This window comes from Brucella sp. NBRC 12953 (genome assembly GCF_040369775.1).
In the GTDB taxonomy this organism is placed as follows: domain Bacteria; phylum Pseudomonadota; class Alphaproteobacteria; order Rhizobiales; family Rhizobiaceae; genus Brucella; species Brucella pseudogrignonensis.
Map to the genome: position 1 here is coordinate 565,698 of NZ_BAABSV010000003.1, position 17,870 is coordinate 583,567.

Sequence of the window (17,870 nt, forward strand, 5' to 3'; positions counted from 1 at the left end):
CGCAATCGCTTCTTTAGTTAGCCCTTAATTGGCCTTGTCTTCCGGTGCGGTGCGGGTGTCCACATCGACCGTCACGCTGAGACCTGCACGGATTTTGCCGGAATCGAGCGCGTCCTGTGGGATCATGATACGAACCGGAACACGCTGAACGATCTTGGTGAAGTTACCCGTCGCATTTTCAGGTGGCAGCAGCGAGAACACAGCGCCCGATGCCGGAGCAACCGATGCCACCTTGCCTTCAAAGTAAGGGCCGTCGATAGCATCAACATAGATACGCGCGGTTTCGCCGGTTTTGATGTGGCCGAGCTGCGTTTCCTTGAAGTTGGCATCGATATAGAGCGCGTTCACAGGAACGAGCGCTGCAATCTTCTGGCCAGCCGAAACGAGATCGCCCTTCTTGCCGGAAAGATTGCCGACAACACCGTCAAAAGGTGCGCGCAGGGTGGTGAAGTTGAGGTCGCGTGCAGCCTTGTCGCGGGCGAGCTCCAGCGAACGCATGGTGCTTTCCGCTTCCTTATACTGCGCATTCAGCACTTCGATATTCGCATTTGCCGAAGCGATCTGCGCATTCGAACCGGCAAGCTTTGCCTTGGCCTGATCGAGCGCTGACTGTGCGTTGTCGAGTTCGGACTGTGCAGAGAAGCGCGTATCATGCAGCTTCTGAATTCGGACCATGGTGCTTTCGGCATTCTTCAGAACGGCCTGCGAAGCCTGTTCGTCGGCCTGCGCCTGCTGCAAACTCGCCTTTGAAGCGTCAACCTGCGCATTAATGCGTGCAAGTGTCTGCTTCTGCGTGTTGAGCTTGGCTTCCGCATCGTCAAGCGCGATCTGATAATCGCCAGCATCGAGCTGGAAGATCACATCGCCAGCTTTAACGTGCTGGTTGGCGACAACTGGAATGTTTTCGATATAGCCGGTGACTTTCGGTGCAATCGAAGCAATGTCGCCCTGCACATAAGCGTCGTCCGTTGAAACCATGAAGCGGCCAACGGTCCACCAGTCATAACCATACCAAAGGCCGCCAGCAACAGCGGCAATAAGAATGCCCGGAAGCAGAACGCGCTTTCCGAAGCCTTTTTTCTTGCCGCCCTTTGCGTCAGCAGGTGGGGCGCTGGGTGCTGCCGTATCCGGAGCAGTCTGCGGAGCGGGCCGTTCACCCAAGGGTTCGGCGTTCACTCTGGACTGTTCTCCCTGACCAGCAGGTGTAGGGCCAGCAGGGGTAGGGAATGGACGGATATCAGCCGTATCAACAGACTTGGGGGCGGACATAAGGCAAACTTTCTGTATAACCGCTTCAACGAACCGCTTGGTTCGATGTTGACTTAGAGCAATAAGTTGCCCATATCAAGTGACATCGAACCGCTTGGTTCGAAAAAAATGCGAGTTTTGTACAATGAATCGTGAATACCGCATATGTGAAGGTGCTGATGTTGCTGCAGAAGGCAGCGACACTGACGCGTTCGTGTGCGAACCTGATGCGGAAAGTGGGCGTACACGCCTTGCCGCCGGACAAGATCCAATCAAGCGTCAGCAAATTCTTGAAGGCGCGCAGAACGTCTTTCTGCGTATGGGATTTGACGCTGCCAGCATGAACGATATCACGCGTGAAGCTGGCGTGTCCAAGGGTACGATTTACGTTTACTTCAACAGCAAGGAAGATCTGTTCGTCGCTCTGTGCGAGCATTACCGCATGACGACTTTCAGCAAGATGGTCGCCAAGATCGACAAAGGTTTCTCCACGCGAGAAGAACTGGCTGACTTCGGGGTAACCCTGGTTACACTTATTACATCGACAACGGCGATCCGTGCGCAGCGCATCATTCTTGGGGTCAGTGAACGCAAGCCGGAATTGTCGGCCCGCTTTTATGAACGTGGTCCGAAGCGCAGCCATCTGATCATGGCGGACTTCCTGTCCCGAATGATTGAGGCAGGCGAGCTTGAACCGTTTGACCCGCTGGAAAAGGCCTATCAGCTGACGGACCTGTTTCTGTCTGGTCTCTATCGACCACGCCTTTTTGGCGTCTTGAGTGAACCGCCATCAGAAGAAACTATTATCAAGAATGTCGAAAACGCGCTCGACTTCTTCTTTAGGGCTTACGGAAGTAAATGTCGGAATGTTTCAAAACAGAACATTCCCCCTGAAAGCTAAGAAATAGTTTTGCGGAAATTTCATTGGTAACGTAATTTTCACTTGCAAGAGCCTTTTTTCGACACGGTTCTTGTGTGTAATACATAGCAATCAATTTATTGCGGGTTGCATAGCGGCCCATTTTTTATGTGACTGATAAGTGATTGAAGGCCCGACGAAGCCGATTCGCCACCGATATTTTGTGGCGCCAGATGAAGCTCGTTTCGTGCTTTATTACCAAGGATATTATACAATGACTCTCGACTTGATTCATTTTCCGAATTTTAAAAAGACCTTTTTTGGCACATCTTTTCAGGGCGACACATTGGCGCTTTTAACGCGTATCCGGGATGAAATCGGATGCCGTTATATTATGCATACCTATCGCGGGCGTATGGGTGATTGCACGAAGATAAACTCATCGGATCTGACAGTTGTGATGACGTTTCCTTCCAGCTGGGCGACGCGATACTCGACAAAGAACTATTTTGTCATTGATCCTATTTTTCAGGAGGACGCCCCGTATTTCCGGAATGATACAAGTGGCATCGTCCGTGATCTCAAGGAAGATGCGAATGCTTGCCCTGATATTGCAGAAATGATGCAGGATGCCGAAAAGCACGGCCTTGGTAATGTGTTTATCGCTGTTTCCGCACGCAATACAAACGGCGCGGCCGGCTGTACGTTGTTTTGTTTTGAACGGGGTGAAGACGAAGCGCGTGACCAGTTTATTTCCAAGATGCGCCCGCGCCTGCTAAGTGTTTCCGGCATCATTCACAACACGTTGTGCGGTTGTGAGCAGACAAAGCCTGTAGCATCGCTTCTGACGCCGCGCGAAATCGACTGCTTACGTTGGGCCGCAAACGGCAAGACAGATGGTGAAATTGCTGAAATTCTCAGTATCGCCCGCTGGACAGTCGTGACCTATCTTCAGAATGCGAAGATCAAACTCAATTGTTCGAACCGGACGTCCGCGGTAGCGACGGCGCTTTCACTCGGCATTATCGAAATGCCTGAAGTCGCTCATTTGATGTAATGCTGCAATTGATGACGAATTTTTAACACCGGATGCCACAAGCGTCCGGTGTTTTTGTGCTGGCTGGATCATTGCCAGCAAAAGTGCGAAGCGGTTTTGCGTTGGACAATGCGTAAAAACAAACAGTTACAGCGGTTCCAACGTTTCAGTCTTAACTGGAACCGCTGCAATATAAAATTATGTTTTAAATATAAAGTGTTAGATCAACCTTTGTGCGCCCGGAAGGGCGCGCGGCGCTCTAAGCAGTTTTCCGCAATGGAAGTCGGGCACTGTCGATCGCGTCGATCAGTCGGGTCGTATTCTGCGCAGGGTCATCATCCGGGTTTTCAAATACAATATGGCTGAGCTCAACGCTCGCCGTCTTGCCTGAAAGCGTCAGCCGGAAATAGGCATAAACACCCTTGTTACGGAACTCCATGTCGAGAACGATGGAGGGGGCGCTGAACCAGTCGCAGTGAAATTCGCCACCATGGCCCAGTTCAAGCGTACCAGGGAAGAAATATAGTTCGGTCGCCGAGGCAACAATGTCGGCAATGTTTGCAAACAACTCGCAGCGGATGAAAGCGATATAATCGGCAGGATCAACCAGCCGAAGTTCAGCAACGACTTCGCGGATGTTTTCGGCAATGATTGCCTCGCGTTCGTTTGAGAATTGAAGGCTCTTCATCGTGTCACCGCCGATCGGTAAGAACAGACTGATAATATATTAGAATATTCTAAAGTCATCTGAAAACCTATCATCGTATAGCATGCCGGGCATTGATGACGCGGATCAGTTCGGCGACCGCTTTATAGAATTCAGGTGCGATCATCTGGTCGACATTCACCTGCTTATAGAGGGCGCGTGCCAATTGTACATCCTCAAATACTGGAATGGAATTTGCGGTCGCTATTTCTCTTATCTTGAGCGCGATGAGATCTTGTCCTTTTGCAACAACGATTGGCGCTGCATCTTCATTGGGTCGATAGCGTAGTGCTACAGAAAAATGGGTCGGATTTGCGACAATCAACGTGGCAGTTGGAACTGCGTTGATCATGCGGCGCCGGGCGCGGTCTCGCCCCAGCGAGCGCAGGCGTGCTTTAACCAGTGGATCGCCTTCCGACTGCTTGAGCTCGTCCTTCACTTCCTGCTTGGTCATGCGCAGTTCCTGCTTCCAGTGAATGCGCGACCATGCAAGGTCGAAGCCGGCAATCGCGGTGATCGCGAGAACATTGGCCACCAGAAGCCGCACCAGATTTTCACGCAGAAACTCGGGTAATGCGCTTGGGTCGGTCGCTACCGCTTCGGTGAAGAGATTGTTGCCTTTGAAGAAGACAAAGAACACGATCACACTTGCGGCAATGAATTTCGCCAATGATTTGAGAAACTCGACCTGACCGGCGCGACCGAAAATGCGCGACCAGCCTTTGAGCAGGGAAATGCGCGATGCTTGTGGGCGAATACGCTCACCGATAAATCGCGGTGCATTCTGGAAGGCGGATGCAGCAATGCCCGCAAGTGGAATGATGATGAAGACCGGAATGAGAGCTGCACCGACAGACAGCGCCAGAATGCCAAACAGATGGCTTGCATCTTCTGCGTTGTTAAGGGTCCAATCTTCCGGGCGGTCCATCAGTTCGCGCAAGAAGACAGCCAGTTTGGTTGTTGCGGGTGCCGCGACGAAGACTGCAATCACCAGAAAGGACGCGATACCAGCGAGGATCGGCGTTTCGCGAGAGAAGGGCATGTTGCCCTTGTCCAATGCGTCGCGGATCTTCTTCTCGGTCGCGTCCTCGGTTTTGCTCTCTTTATCGGTATCGTCGGACATATGTCACACGCAAGATTAGAGCGCATCCCGAAAAGTGTGCAACGGTTTTCGGACAAGGATGCGCGTTAAAACAGATGATCAGAGCGCCGATTTGATCCAATCAGATTGGCGCTCTAATTCGGGTCTTCGCCTGAATCGAGGGTGATGATACCGCGCTCTGAAAGATCGATGGCGATGCGTGCAATTGCGCGCCGTGCGTCTGCGATGTTCTGGCTGGTGATGTTGCCTTGTTCGGCTGCCAGTTCGCTTTCGACCATGCGGCGACCGCGCGTGGAAAGCGAGGACAGCACCATTTCCTGAAGCGACGCATCGGCACCCCGCAAAGCGGTTGCGATCTGTTCGGTCTGGACTTCATCAAACAGCAGAAGACGGGCACGCTGCGAGAGGCGTTCAACATCTTCAAAGTTGAAGAGCTTCGCCTTGATGCGCGCGATGTCGTCCTGGCTGAGATCTTTGAGGCTCGACATGAGCTCTTCCATCTCCTGCCGGTCGAGCTGGTTGAAGATGTTGGCGATCTGTCCGTGATGGGCTTTGACTGGGCCTGCATCGCTGCGGCCAAGCAGGTCGCGACGCAATACATCTTCCAGAAGATCGGCTGCAGCTGGCGCAACATTGCCAATATGCAGCGAGCGCTGCACGACGGCACTGCGCAGCTGTGGCGGCAGACCTACAAACATGCGGGCGGCGAGGTCCGACGGCAACTTGGAAACGATATAGGCGATGATCTGTGGATGCTGATCGGCGAGATAGGCCTGCAGGCTCTCGACCGGCAGTCTCGCAAGCTGTACCCAGACGGATTCCTGAACGAGCTGTGGCTGAACGCGCTCTTCAAACACGGCATCGGCTTCGTCTTGTGGCAAGGCTTCGCGCAGCAGGCCTTCAAAGCGCTGTGCCGCTTCTGAAACGGGCGCGCCTTCGGCGAATGAATCTTCGAACTGCTTCACCAGATGTTCAAAGTCGAGCGGAGAAATGGGTTCAAGCGTGCGGGCATGGCCTGCAAGCTTCCGCAAATCTTCGGCGTTGAAGTGTTTGAGCAGCCGTGAGGCGGAAGGGCGGCCGATTGCGACGAGGATCGCAGCCGCTTTCTGCGGACCGGAAAGAGTGTCAATCACTCCGCTTACGCTATCATCGAGAGGCTTCTGCGATTCATTATCGGCCATGGTCGATCCGTTACTTACCGATGATTTCGGTGAGGCTGACGCCGAAGCGGGAGGAATCGTCTTCAAGAACGATCACTTCACCGCGCGCAATCACACGTCCATTGACGACGATATCGACCGGATCGCCGATCTGCTTGTCGAGGGTGATAACAGCACCGCGACCAAGCTTCATCAGATTGGCAACAGGCATGGTTGTTCCGCCCAGCACGACCTGCACGTCGACCGGGATGCCCATGATGAGCTCGAGATTGGGCTTCGCTGCGCCTGTCTTTGCAGCGCGCGGCTTATCTTCCTGCAATTCTTCGATTGCCTCGTTGAGCTCATGCTGCATGTCTTCATCCTTGCTTTTCTTGCTCATGCCTGCCCCGCAATTTCAACGGTCGCCTTCTTAACGGCGCGACGTACGAAGACAGGTAGTGCGTTCTTTTCTTTTGGCGCAGGCTCGCTTACGGGAGCGAAAGCCTGCTCCTCAATACGTGCGACTATTGCCGTAACATTGCGTGCCTGACGCACATCACGGGAAAGAGCCTTGCGCACGCGGTTCAGCTCCTCAATCGCTTCGTCCATTTCCCGACGAACGCGGGCGGTTTCAGCGAGACGGGCTTCAAGGCGGACGGTTTCATCTGCAAGATCGGTGCGCTGGTTCTGCAAAGATTTTGCAACGCGCTCCAGACCGTTGGAAGCCGCAGCCACGCGAAGCGTCAGCAGCTTGCCGAGCTTGATCGTCTCATTGGCCTTGCGCCCGACGATGATGAGCGCACCAAGCGAGCCGAGAGCCATCAGCGTGGAAAGTATGTTAGCCAGCAACAAGCTCATCGATGAGATCCTCTTCCTGATTGACCGGATCGCCAACCTTGACTGTAAAGTGAATGCCGGACTTGCCGAGCGTGCATTTGAAAAGCTGCTGATCGCCAGCGCGCAGACGTACCTGTTCCATGGCGTCCATCGGGAGCTTCAGAACCTGACCGATTTCAAGCTTTGAAAGAGCGTCGAGCGTCAGGCTCCCCTGCTGGATGAAGGCTTCAAGCTCAATCCGTGCGCGGCTGACTTCGCTGCGCATTCTTTTGCTCCAGGCAGGATCTGCCTGATCCATCGGACGGCGCAGGAATGCAGCCACGGCATCTTGCATTGGCTTGTGCGTGCTGCGGGGCAGAAGAAGATGCACGGCCCCTGTCTTGCCTGCCGCGACCACATCGATCCGGCAAACGAAGAGGCGCGAACGCTCGAATTCCTCGCTGTTGAACTCAGCCGCGTCTGCGCATTCGCCAGCAGCAAACAGCGCCTGGGCGTTGTTTGAGAAAACCTGATCAAGCGCTGCAGCCATGTGGGATGTCAGCAGGCTCGATATTTTGCGCTCCAGCATGCCGAAAGGGCGTTCCAGATCGAAGCTTCCGAGATTTCCCTGTGCGCCAAACATGGCTTCAATCATGGAAAATACCAGTGTCGCATCGGCGGTTACATAGAGCGTGCAACCCCAGCGATCGGCTTTAAGCGGCGCGATAATCGCAGCCTTGTCCATAATGGCATTGAATGCTGCATCGTCCGCAGCCTCAACCTGGCCTGCTTCCGCATCAAATGCAGCAGCACTGCCCTGTTTGAGACGACCGCAAAAATGGGCGGATGCATCCTTGAACACATGCGCAAGCGACTTCAGATCGTCGCCCGACAATCCTGCGGCCCGCAACAGATTTTCAGCGAGCACGTCGTTTTTGCGGTTCTGGCCCAGAGTGGTCATATCAGGCTGCCTGCTGGATCGGCGTTGTCGCCATGGTTTCCTGCTCAACGACGTCGATGCTTGGACGTTCATAAGCGGAGATCGTCTTGCGGCCGTATTCGACGGCGATCTGCGGCAGCGAACCGTTCATATATGCAAGCAGGGTCTGCTTGACGACGGTGTAAAGACGGTTGTTCTTGTCACGCGTCGACTTGATCTTGGTAGCAATCGGACCAACGACACCATAGGAAAAGAAGATACCTGCGAAAGTACCAACAAGGGCCGCACCAATCAGATGGCCGAGCACTTCCGGGGACTGGTTGAGCGCACCCATCGCTTTAATAACACCAAGAACAGCCGCGACGATGCCGAGGGCAGGCAGCGCTTCGGAAATGCTGACCATCGCCTGATAAGGCTTGAGCTTGTCGCGCGAAAGCGTGTGGATTTCTTCATCCATAAGCGCTTCGATTTCATGCGAACGAACATTGCCAACGATGATGAGGCGGCAATAATCGCAGATGAAGTGGATGAGGTCGTCTTTCTTCAGGATGCTTGGATAGGCCTGAAAGATCGGCGATTCCTTGGGGTTGTCGATATGGACTTCCACCTCGTTGCGCGACTTGGCGCGCAGCTCACGCATCAGGCTATAAAGCAATCCGAGAAGATCGAGATAATCACGCTGCTTGGGCACTGCATTGGTAAAGGCCTCAACGCACGCTTTGCCCGTATCTTTCACAAGTGAAAACGGGTTGGCGATGAAGAATGTGCCAAGGGCTGCGCCCAGAATAATGACGAATTCCCACGGCTGAACAAGCACGCCGACGTGACCGCCCATGGCGATGAAACCGCCGAGCATACAGCCCAGTGTGATGGCGAGGCCGATGAGAATACCCAAAGCGCAAGACTCCCGTTGGTTCGAAGTTATTCTTACACTGTAGGGAATGCGCCTTGCGCGAAGCTTGTCACATGACGCTTCAGCATAATTCCTTAAGCTTAAATCAGTTTAAGGTAAAATTATGCTGCAAATATAAAGTGTTAGAGCGCGTTTGGTCTGATTGGATCAGGGTGGTGCTCAAATCATTTGTTTTAACGCGTCTTGTTCCGAAAACCGTTTCACCCTTTTGCGGATGCGCTCCAAAATGCATCAGCTTCGGACAAGCTTGAGACCGCATAAAGGGTGTGAAAAATCGCAGGGGGTTCTCGCATGGTCAACACGATGATGAGTTATCGGCTGATCGCGTCCGATATGACGCGGTCGTTGCAGCGCGTTTCGAAGGAACCGCTGGTCGAGCGAGAAACCGCCTATTACAAAGAGAATATCGGCAAGGTGAAATCCATTGATGATTTCATGTCCGATACCCGGCTTTATAACTACGCCATGAAAGCATTCGGCCTGGAAGACATGGCCTATGCCAAGGCATTCGTTCGCAAGATCCTGACCGAAGGCGTCAAAGATGATGACGCGATGGCGAACAAGCTGACCGACAAGCGGTATAAAGAATTTGCGACGACATTCGATTTTGCAGGCAAGGGTGAAAAAGCCACCGAAAGCACGGCTGCCCAGCAAGGTGTGATGGATAAATATATCCGTCAGACACTGGAGACCGAGGCTGGCAGCCAGAACGAGGGTGTCCGTCTGGCGCTCTATTTCGAACGCAAGGCATCCACCATTACCAATGCATACGAAATCCTTGGCGATAAGGCTTTGCTGACCGTTATGCAGACAACGTTTGGCTGGCCCTCGGTGATGTCGAATGCTGACATCGACAAGCAGGCCAAGATGATCGAGGCCAAGGTCGATTTCTCGAAAATGTCAGACCCTGACTATGTATCGAAGATGATCTCGCGTTTCACAGCCATGTACGAAATGAACAATCCAACCACGAGCAGCCCGGCATCAATCGCCTCGCTGTTGCTCGGTGGCACGTCGTCGGTCGGCATATCGTCGAGCATTCTGACCACTTTGCAGAACTTCAAGCCGGGCGGACGCTGATCGATGCAGAATAATTCCATCTATGTAGGCCTGTCTTCCCTCGTCACACTTGAACGGCGGATGGATGCCATTGCGCATAATGTGGCAAATATTTCGACGCCGGGCTTTCGCGGCGAAGGCACGAAATTCAATACAATCGTCTCGAACAAGGCCAGCGAAGACGTGAACTTCGCGACAGCAGGCAAGAGCTATATTCGCACAGAAGCAGGCTCAATGCTGGAAACCGGCAATCCTTTTGATGTTGCCGTTAAGGGCGATGCCTGGATGTCGGTCAACACCCCGCAGGGTGTTGTCTATACCCGCGACGGCCGCATGAAGATGATGCCAACCGGCGAACTTGTGTCTGTCACAGGCAATTCGGTTCTGGATGTGGGCGGTGCGCCTATCGTTCTCAATCCGGATGGTGGCGCGCCGAAGATTTCCAGTGACGGTGCGGTCTACCAGAACGGCGCACAGATCGGTGCAATTGGCCTGTTCTCGATCCCAGCAGATGCCGATCTCAGCTATGCAGGCAATTCCGGTGTCGTGCCAAGCAAGCCTGCACAGGCTGTCGTTGACGATATGAGTGTCGGCGTTGTGCAGGGGATGATCGAAGGTTCCAATGTTGATGGCATGACGGAAATGACCCGTCTGATCAGCGTCAGCCGGGCTTTTGAGCAGGTGAATAATCTGCTTTCACAACAGGAAAGCACGGTGGCTGAAGCCATCAGGACGCTGGGCTCCAAAAACGGATGACGCCTGATTTACCGCTCGCGCGGCTCGCCGCCTTTGCACGCCAACAATCGATAGCGCCAAAGTCTCTGACAGGTATTGGCGGTACGGTGAGCGATGTGTCGCGTTCGGCGATTGCGGTACGGGGTCTGTCGCGCAATGCGCGTTTGGGTGATGCGGTCGCTATCCGCGCCGACAGTGGTCAGAGCCTAGCCGAGATCATTCGTGTGGCTGATCATCAGGTGCTGGTGAAGCCGTTCGATGATCGTATAATTCCCTCACTTGGCGCCGCTGTTTTTGAAGAAGGGCCGCTTCGCATTCGACCTGCGCCGGAATGGCGTGGCAGGGTCATCAATGCATTGGGCGAGGCGGTGGATGGAAAAGGCGCATTGCAACCCGGTTTGCGCCCCATGGCATCGGAAAACCTTGCGCCAGCCGCCTTGCGTCGCGCACGCGTGGATCGCGGATTGCGGACCGGCGTCAATGTCATCGATATTTTCACGCCGCTCTGTTTTGGGCAGCGTATCGGCATTTTTGCAGGCTCAGGTGTTGGCAAATCCACCTTGCTCGCCATGATGACCCGCGCTGCCGATTTCGATACCGTCGTTCTGGCGCTGACCGGTGAACGCGGTCGCGAAGTGCGTGAGATGCTCGAAGAAACCATGGCGGGGCATCTCGATAAAACGGTAACGGTGGTTGCGACGGGCGACGAAAGCCCGATGATGCGCCGCCTTGCTCCCAATACTGCAACAGCAATTGCCGAATATTTCCGCGATCTTGGACAGAATGTCCTGCTGATTGTGGATTCCGTCACACGTTTTGCCCATGCTGCGCGCGAGGTGGCTATTGCTGCGGAAGAACCGCCGGTATCGCGGGGTTATCCGCCAAGCGTGTTCAGTCAGTTACCGCGTTTGCTTGAGCGCGCCGGCCCCGGCATTACCGAGGCGGGTGGCAGTATCACGGGCATTTATTCGGTGCTGGTTGATGGCGACGATCACAATGATCCGGTCTCCGATACCATTCGCGGTACGCTCGATGGGCATATTGTTCTTGATCGCGCAATTGCGGCTCAGGGACGTTTTCCGGCGGTCGATATTCCTGCATCGGTTTCACGTCTGGCAAAACATAACTGGACGCCAGAACAGCGCAAACTTGCCACTCAGCTGCGCAGTATGGTTGCCCGTTTTGAAGAGACGCGCGATCTGCGTGCGATTGGCGCCTATCAGAAGGGCAATGACGGATTGCTGGATCAGGCCGTCGATTTTGTTCCGCGTATTTATGATGCGCTGCAGCAGTCGCCCGAGACAGGCCTGTCGGCTGACCCTTATCACGATCTTGCCGCGGCACTGCGCGGGGAAAAACAGGCATGAAGAACATGAAGACGGGTTCGCGCAAAACCATGGAAGAGACCATTCTCGCTGATCTGGCAGCAGAGGTGGAAGCCGCGACTGTGAGCGAAACCAAAAAGCCGCAAAGTCAGGTTGACCGCTATCTCAAGATTGCAGCAATCACACTTGCTGTCGGCTGCGCGATGCTTCCCTTCGTTACCTATTTGCAACGTGTCGATCTGAGCCCGGATAAGAAGGCCGACAGCAAGATTGTTGATCCGCTTGACCGCTCCGAGCAGAAGACCGTGCGTCATTTTCCGTCTTTCCGCCCGAATGATCAGGTCGCCCCGAGTGAGGATATCGACACCACCACGACTGGTTCGGTCATGTCGAACGGCAAAGGCTTGCCGGGAACAGGCGCGGGTAATGGTGGTGAAGGCGGCGAGGGGCAGGCATTGCCGAAGCCGGTATTCGCATTGCGCGAAGTGGTCGGCGGTATGGCGATGATCGAAGATACGTCGGGCTATTGGTTCGTCGAAAAGGGGTCGCTCCTGCCCGACGGCAGCCATCTGGTTTCTATCGGTCGCGGCAATCAGGCCGGTACGTGGAAGCTGACGACATCATCCGGCGATGTGATTGAAATGCGCAGATGAGGCCATGAGCTGGTCTTTATGAAGCTTGCGTCAGTCCGGCTTGCAAACAGTTTGGTTCATTTTTCAGAATCAAAACCACTGCTAATATAAGTATCTGATTTAAATATATTTTATGAGCGTTATCCGCATCTTGGAATGCTCTGCCCTTGCCAAACCTTGCTCCACGCAAGCTTGACGCAAGTTCCGACCTTTAAGTTAACGAACTATAAAGGCGGGATACTCAATGAGCTCCATTCATCTTTTCGATCTGGCTGCAAGGCAGGCGCAGTGGTTGTCGGTACGACAGGCCACGGTTGCGGGCAATGTCGCCAATGCGAATACGCCAGATTTCCGGGCGCGCGACGTTCAGCCCTTCGCTGATGTGCTGGACAAGACCCAGCTCACCATGGCTGCAACAAGTCCGCAGCATCTGGAAGTCGAGGCGAATGGCATCGCAGGCGCCCGGCTGCGCCCGGAGGATATCACCGAGCAGACCCATTCGGGCAATACGGTCGATGTCGAGCGGGAAATGATGAAGGCGGGCGAGATTTCGCGTGAATATTCGCTCAACACCAGCATCGTCAAAGCTTTTCACCGCATGATGCTGTCTGTGGCGAAAGGGTAAGCCATGTCGGATGCCTTGCAAAATACCCTCAAGATTGCAGCGTCGGGGCTTTCGGCTCAGTCGACCCGTTTGCGCATCGTTTCTGAAAACCTCGCCAATGCGCAGGCGACTGCCAAGACTGCCGATGCCGATCCTTACCGCCGCAAGACTGTATCCTTCCGCACGGAAGTCGAGCAGGGCACGGGCGCTGCCGAAGTCCGAGTTGCTGAAGTCGGCAAGGATACCTCGGCCTTTATCGAACAATATGACCCAAGCCATCCAGCAGCGGATGCGCGTGGCTATGTGAAATATCCAAACGTCAACATGGTCGTCGAAATGGCGGACATGCGTGAAGCCAACCGTTCTTACGAAGCCAATTTGCAGGTCGTCAAACAGGCCCGCGAGCTGATTTCAATGACCATCGATCTCCTGAGGAGCACATAATGTACGACTCAATCATGAGTGTTTCGGCGCGCAACGCCCTGTCGCGTCTTTCTGAAACGGTTGCTGAAAAGAGCGTCGGCTCGACCTCGGCTCCGCAGGCTATTCCAACGACGCCCGGCGCGTCCTTCGGGGAAGTGCTGTCGCAGATGACAGATTCCGTTGGTCAGAAGCTGCAGGCAGCGGAAGCCAACTCGATCCAGGGCATCAAAGGCGATGCACCGCTGCGTGATGTGGTCAGTTCCGTCATGGAGGCCGAGCAGTCGCTTCAGACGGCAATCGCGATCCGCGACAAGATCGTGCAGGCCTATCTCGAAATCAGCCGTATGCCGGTCTGAGTGCTCTCACTGAATAAGGACCTGCTATGAAAGCCCTGACGATTGCCGCAACCGGTATGAACGCCCAGCAGCTCAATCTGGAAGTGATTGCCAACAACATCGCCAATATCAATACGACAGGCTTCAAGCGTGCCCGCGCCGAGTTTTCCGATCTTCTCTATCAATCGGAACGGACCGCTGGTGTGCCAAATCAGGCCAATCAGGCAATCGTTCCCGAAGGCGCGCTGGTCGGGCTTGGTGTTCAGACAGCGGCTGTGCGCAATCTGCATATTCAGGGCAGCTTCAATCAAACCGGCAATCCCTATGACGTGGCGCTGACGGGTCGCGGCTGGTTCCAGATCCAGAGCCCAACGGGCGAAACGCTTTACACGCGCGCTGGCGCATTCAACAAGAATGCCGACGGCCAGCTGGTAACGCTCGATGGAAATCCGGTCGAACCTGCGATCACCATTCCACCTGACGCCATTGAGGTCACGGTCACAGAGACCGGTCAGGTCTTTGCCAAGCTGCAGGATCAGGTCAATCAGGTCGATCTCGGTCAGCTGACACTTGCCAACTTCACCAACGAAGCGGGTCTGGAGCCACTGGGCGGCAATCTCTACCGCGAAACGGAAGCTTCTGGCGGCCCGTTGGTCGGCGTCCCGGGTGATCCTGGCTATGGCGCGATCAAGCAGGGTTATCTCGAAGCATCGAACGTCGATCCGGTTAAGGAAATCACTGATCTGATTACAGCACAGCGTGCCTATGAAATGAACTCCAAGGTCATTCAGGCGGCTGACGAAATGGCCGCGACTGTATCGAAGAATCTGCGCTAAAGCATTAGAAATGCTCTCTTTTTGTTTCTACGCACATCTTGGTTCGAAAACCGGTTCCCACTTTTCGGGATGTGCTCCAACGGTGGTGGCGATGAGTTATGCGAAGGCAATTTCCCGGAAAACAAGGCTGGCAGTTACTGCCGGCCTTCTGCTGTCCGCAGTAATGGGGTCTGCGACCACAGGCGTAAGCGCTGCCGACCGCATCGCTTTTGTCGTGCCTTCGGCAACCGTCTATCCCGGTCAGATCGTGAGCGATACCGCACTTCTGGAAAAGCAATTCTTCATCAGCGCACCGGCTGCAAGCCAGTATGTGCTGTCGCAGGATCAGGCGACAGGCAAGGTTGCCCGCAAAACGCTGCTTCCGGGCAAGCCGATCCTCGTATCTGCCCTTGGGGAACCATCGCTGGTCAAGCGTGGTGTTCCAGCTCCGCTGGTATTCACGTCAGGTACGCTTGTCATCACCGCTATGGGCACACCGCTTGAATCGGGTGCTGCTGGCGACTTTATCAAGATCCGTAATATCGACAGTGGGATCATCGTATCAGGCACAGTGCTTGCCGATGGCCGTATTCAGGTGGGGATGCAGTGAGAAAAGCACGCGCAGCCCTGATTGCCCTTCTGGCTATTGCACTGCAGCCTGTTGCTGGCTTTGCGGATGAATCTTCCAAGAACGCGCGCGAGTTTGCATCGGCCGTGGAAGCCGACGCAGACTGGCTTGGTTCAGGTGGCGATCCGTCGAAAATGACTTATGCCGAACTGGGCAGGGGCAGTGCTGTTGCGCGCCTGAAAGACATTGCGACCATTCAGGGCGTGCGTGAAAATCAGCTCGTGGGTTATGGTCTTGTTATTGGCCTGAAAGGCAGCGGCGACAGTCTGCGCAATTCACCTTTCACCGAACAATCCATGCGCGCCATGCTGGATAATCTGGGTATCAGCGCACCGCGCAATTCGACCCGTTCCAAGAACACCGCAGCTGTTATCGTAACCGCCAATCTGCCTGCCTTTGCCGGCACCGGCTCCCGTATTGACGTGACCGTGTCTTCGCTGGGCGATGCAACATCGTTGCAAGGCGGTACGCTGGTGATGACACCACTGATGGGTGCAGATAATCAGGTTTATGCGGTCGCGCAGGGTAACATGATCGTCTCCGGTTTTTCGGCTGAAGGCGATGCTGCAAGCATAACGCAGGGTGTGCCGACGTCGGGCCGTATTCCGAACGGTGCGCTGGTTGAACGCGAAGTTGCGGGCAATTTCGGCAAGGACAGTGAAATGGTCGTCGAACTGCGCGATCCTGATTTCACCACTGCTGTACGTGCCGCCGATACGATCAACGTTTTTGCCAAGCGCCGTTATGGCCGCGGCGTGGCGATTGCACGCGATGCCAAGACCATCCGGCTTCAGCGCCCGAAGAACGTACCTGCCGCTCGCTTTTTGGCTGAGCTGGAAGGTCTGCCAATCACCACGGATGAAGTTGCACGCGTCGTCGTGGACGAACGCACTGGCACGGTCGTCATTGGTGAGAAAGTACGCATTTCAAAAGTGGCGATCAGCCATGGCAGCCTGACCGTGCGCGTGACGGAAACACCGATGGTCGTTCAGCCCGATCCATTCAGCTACGGCGAAACTGAGGTCGAGCCGAATACTGATATTGCGGTCAATCAGGGTGACTCCAAGATCGGTATCCTGACGGGAGCCAATCTTGAGAACCTTGTCAAAGGTCTGAACCAGATCGGCGTTAAGCCAAATGGCATCATTGCCATTCTGCAAGCTATCAAGACTTCCGGTGCCCTTCATGCAGAACTGGTGGTGCAATGATTATGGCTAGAAATGTCATTCGCTTTGGTTCAGTTCTTGCCGTGCTTTTCGGTGCAGGTTGTCCGGCTTTCGCACAGCAGCCGCTTCCACCTGTTCCGGCACCGCAGCAGGCCGAAACGCCCGCCCCATCAACCGCTGCTCAGCAGTTGGCGGCTTCTGCGCCCATAGGCAACCTTGATGAAATTCGCAAATTCTGCGGCAATATCGACGATCAGGCCGCTGATGCCCGCTATTCGCTGCAGGCCAAGCAGCTTGCCGAACTCAAGGCTGACGTTGAAGAGCGTATGCGCGCGCTGGAAGCCAAGCGCAAAGAATATGAGATGTGGCTGAAGCGTCGCGACGAGTTCGTGAACAAGGCACAGGATTCTCTTGTCGATATCATCTCCAAGATGAAGCCTGATGCGGCTGCAGCGCAGATGTCGCTGATCGGCGATGAAGCGGCAGCGGCTTTGATACTCAAGCTCAATCCGCGTGTTTCGAGCATCATCCTCAATGAAATGCCGCCTGAAAAGGCAGCCAAGCTCGCACGGGTCATTGTTGGCTCGCAGCGCACGACCGCAACGCCGCCGCCCACCAGGGAACAGCGCGCGCAGGCGGAAACCGGGAATTCGGTGCAATGACGAAAAGCATGAACAAAGCGCTCTTTGCAGCAGCAACCTTGGTCCTTTTGGCAGGCTGTGCCACACGGCCGGAAGAGATCGGCCGTGCGCCGGACCTTTCGCCGGTGGCGGCCAATCTCGGTGTCCAGAACAATCCGCAATATAGCGGCTATCCTGTCCGCCCAAGCAAGGCATCCTATTCGCTTTGGGATCAGCGTTCGACGAACTTCTTCAAAGACCCACGCGCCGCCGAGCCGGGCGATGTGCTGACGGTTATCATCTCGATCAATGATCGGGCGAACATGGATAACAAGACGGATCGCGAGCGTGTGTCGAAAGGTCTTTACGGCGGCGGCGCTTCGTTCGACACGAGCAGCCTTTCGGGTGCAGGAGCGGGTGGTACCATGGATGCGTCGGTCAATACGCGATCCAACAGCTCCTCCAAGGGCAAAGGCACGATTGAGCGCAGCGAAGATATCCGTCTTCAGGTCGCCGCCATCGTCACCGATACTCTGCCGAACGGTAACATGATTATTCGTGGTTCGCAGGAAGTGCGCGTTAACAACGAGTTGCGCGTGCTCAACGTTGTCGGTGTTGTGCGTCCGCGCGATATTTCAGGCAACAACACCATTTCCTACGACAAGATTGCCGAGGCGCGTATTTCTTACGGTGGACGCGGTCGCCTGAGCGAAATTCAGCAGCCGCCTTACGGCCAGCAGATTCTCGATCAGATTTCTCCGTTCTGAAG

Annotated in this window: 22 protein-coding genes; 14 read left to right on the forward strand and 8 right to left on the reverse strand. The window is 54.8% G+C overall.

The features are described 5' to 3' along the window. Positions 1–24: 24 nt before the first annotated feature. A complete protein-coding gene (locus ABWV94_RS10020) occupies positions 25–1,269 on the reverse strand; it encodes an HlyD family secretion protein (protein ID WP_039860235.1) in 1,245 nt (414 codons plus the stop codon). A gap of 124 nt (positions 1,270–1,393) precedes the next feature. Here ABWV94_RS10020 and ABWV94_RS10025 point away from each other — a divergent pair, with 124 nt between their 5' ends. Continuing rightward, positions 1,394–2,149 carry a TetR/AcrR family transcriptional regulator gene (locus tag ABWV94_RS10025; protein ID WP_200638422.1) on the forward strand — a complete coding sequence of 252 codons (756 nt, stop codon included), beginning with the start codon at positions 1,394–1,396 and terminating at the stop codon, positions 2,147–2,149. A 232-nt stretch (positions 2,150–2,381) separates the two neighbouring features. Next, a complete protein-coding gene (locus ABWV94_RS10030; RefSeq protein ID WP_007877079.1) occupies positions 2,382–3,164 on the forward strand; it encodes a helix-turn-helix transcriptional regulator in 783 nt (260 codons plus the stop codon). Between the two features lie 238 nt (positions 3,165–3,402). On the opposite strand, the gene ABWV94_RS10035 is transcribed toward ABWV94_RS10030, so the two are convergent. The 7 genes from ABWV94_RS10035 to motA form a co-directional block, all read right to left on the reverse strand. Further along, the gene (locus ABWV94_RS10035) at positions 3,403–3,831 is read right to left on the reverse strand and encodes a BspJ family T4SS effector nucleomodulin (RefSeq protein ID WP_007877078.1); all 429 of its coding nucleotides are present in this window, start codon (positions 3,829–3,831) and stop codon (positions 3,403–3,405) included. Between the two features lie 70 nt (positions 3,832–3,901). Beyond that, on the reverse strand, positions 3,902–4,972 hold the full coding sequence (flhB, locus tag ABWV94_RS10040; protein ID WP_353413487.1) for a flagellar type III secretion system protein FlhB: 1,071 nt from the start codon (positions 4,970–4,972) through the stop codon (positions 3,902–3,904). A gap of 113 nt (positions 4,973–5,085) precedes the next feature. Continuing rightward, positions 5,086–6,132, reverse strand: coding sequence for a flagellar motor switch protein FliG (locus ABWV94_RS10045; RefSeq protein WP_112814607.1), 1,047 nt, complete (start codon positions 6,130–6,132; stop codon positions 5,086–5,088). 10 nt (positions 6,133–6,142) lie between these two features. Beyond that, on the reverse strand, positions 6,143–6,490 hold the full coding sequence (gene fliN, locus ABWV94_RS10050) for a flagellar motor switch protein FliN (RefSeq protein WP_039860233.1): 348 nt from the start codon (positions 6,488–6,490) through the stop codon (positions 6,143–6,145). After that, the gene (locus tag ABWV94_RS10055) at positions 6,487–6,948 is read right to left on the reverse strand and encodes a BAB2_0123 family type IV secretion system effector (RefSeq protein ID WP_353413490.1); all 462 of its coding nucleotides are present in this window, start codon (positions 6,946–6,948) and stop codon (positions 6,487–6,489) included. The genes fliN and ABWV94_RS10055 overlap by 4 nt, the downstream gene beginning before the upstream one ends. Beyond that, positions 6,929–7,867 (reverse strand): FliM/FliN family flagellar motor switch protein, encoded by a 939-nt coding sequence (locus ABWV94_RS10060; protein ID WP_113159596.1) that lies wholly within the window; start codon positions 7,865–7,867, stop codon positions 6,929–6,931. Before ABWV94_RS10060 ends, ABWV94_RS10055 begins: the two co-directional genes overlap by 20 nt. 1 nt (position 7,868) lies before the next feature. Next, the gene (gene motA, locus ABWV94_RS10065) at positions 7,869–8,741 is read right to left on the reverse strand and encodes a flagellar motor stator protein MotA (RefSeq protein ID WP_064321429.1); all 873 of its coding nucleotides are present in this window, start codon (positions 8,739–8,741) and stop codon (positions 7,869–7,871) included. 309 nt (positions 8,742–9,050) lie between these two features. On the opposite strand from motA, the gene ABWV94_RS10070 reads away from it, so the two are divergent. The 12 genes from ABWV94_RS10070 to flgH all read left to right on the forward strand — a co-directional run bounded on the left by ABWV94_RS10070 (position 9,051) and on the right by flgH (position 17,868). Then, complete coding sequence (locus ABWV94_RS10070) at positions 9,051–9,839, forward strand: DUF1217 domain-containing protein (RefSeq protein WP_064321430.1); 789 nt, start codon at positions 9,051–9,053, stop codon at positions 9,837–9,839. A gap of 3 nt (positions 9,840–9,842) precedes the next feature. After that, entirely contained in the window at positions 9,843–10,574 is a 732-nt protein-coding gene (gene flgF / locus ABWV94_RS10075) for a flagellar basal-body rod protein FlgF (RefSeq protein ID WP_064321431.1), read from the forward strand. Next, a complete protein-coding gene (fliI, locus tag ABWV94_RS10080) occupies positions 10,571–11,920 on the forward strand; it encodes a flagellar protein export ATPase FliI (protein ID WP_007877065.1) in 1,350 nt (449 codons plus the stop codon). Before flgF ends, fliI begins: the two co-directional genes overlap by 4 nt. 5 nt (positions 11,921–11,925) lie before the next feature. Beyond that, a complete protein-coding gene (locus tag ABWV94_RS10085) occupies positions 11,926–12,531 on the forward strand; it encodes a hypothetical protein (RefSeq protein ID WP_353413551.1) in 606 nt (201 codons plus the stop codon). 223 nt (positions 12,532–12,754) lie between these two features. Then, positions 12,755–13,135, forward strand: coding sequence for a flagellar basal body rod protein FlgB (flgB, locus tag ABWV94_RS10090; protein WP_007877061.1), 381 nt, complete (start codon positions 12,755–12,757; stop codon positions 13,133–13,135). Positions 13,136–13,138: 3 nt separating this feature from the next. Further along, a complete protein-coding gene (gene flgC, locus ABWV94_RS10095) occupies positions 13,139–13,558 on the forward strand; it encodes a flagellar basal body rod protein FlgC (protein WP_007877060.1) in 420 nt (139 codons plus the stop codon). Continuing rightward, on the forward strand, positions 13,558–13,893 hold the full coding sequence (gene fliE / locus ABWV94_RS10100) for a flagellar hook-basal body complex protein FliE (protein ID WP_007877059.1): 336 nt from the start codon (positions 13,558–13,560) through the stop codon (positions 13,891–13,893). The genes flgC and fliE overlap by 1 nt, the downstream gene beginning before the upstream one ends. A gap of 26 nt (positions 13,894–13,919) precedes the next feature. Next, complete coding sequence (gene flgG / locus ABWV94_RS10105; protein WP_007877058.1) at positions 13,920–14,708, forward strand: flagellar basal-body rod protein FlgG; 789 nt, start codon at positions 13,920–13,922, stop codon at positions 14,706–14,708. A 91-nt stretch (positions 14,709–14,799) separates the two neighbouring features. Further along, entirely contained in the window at positions 14,800–15,297 is a 498-nt protein-coding gene (flgA, locus tag ABWV94_RS10110; RefSeq protein WP_007877057.1) for a flagellar basal body P-ring formation chaperone FlgA, read from the forward strand. Further along, on the forward strand, positions 15,249–16,523 hold the full coding sequence (locus tag ABWV94_RS10115; RefSeq protein ID WP_353413553.1) for a flagellar basal body P-ring protein FlgI: 1,275 nt from the start codon (positions 15,249–15,251) through the stop codon (positions 16,521–16,523). The genes flgA and ABWV94_RS10115 overlap by 49 nt, the downstream gene beginning before the upstream one ends. Then, the gene (locus ABWV94_RS10120; RefSeq protein ID WP_353413494.1) at positions 16,520–17,143 is read left to right on the forward strand and encodes a MotE family protein; all 624 of its coding nucleotides are present in this window, start codon (positions 16,520–16,522) and stop codon (positions 17,141–17,143) included. Before ABWV94_RS10115 ends, ABWV94_RS10120 begins: the two co-directional genes overlap by 4 nt. After that, positions 17,140–17,868, forward strand: coding sequence for a flagellar basal body L-ring protein FlgH (gene flgH, locus ABWV94_RS10125; protein ID WP_064321432.1), 729 nt, complete (start codon positions 17,140–17,142; stop codon positions 17,866–17,868). The genes ABWV94_RS10120 and flgH overlap by 4 nt, the downstream gene beginning before the upstream one ends. The last annotated feature ends 2 nt before the right edge of the window (positions 17,869–17,870 follow it).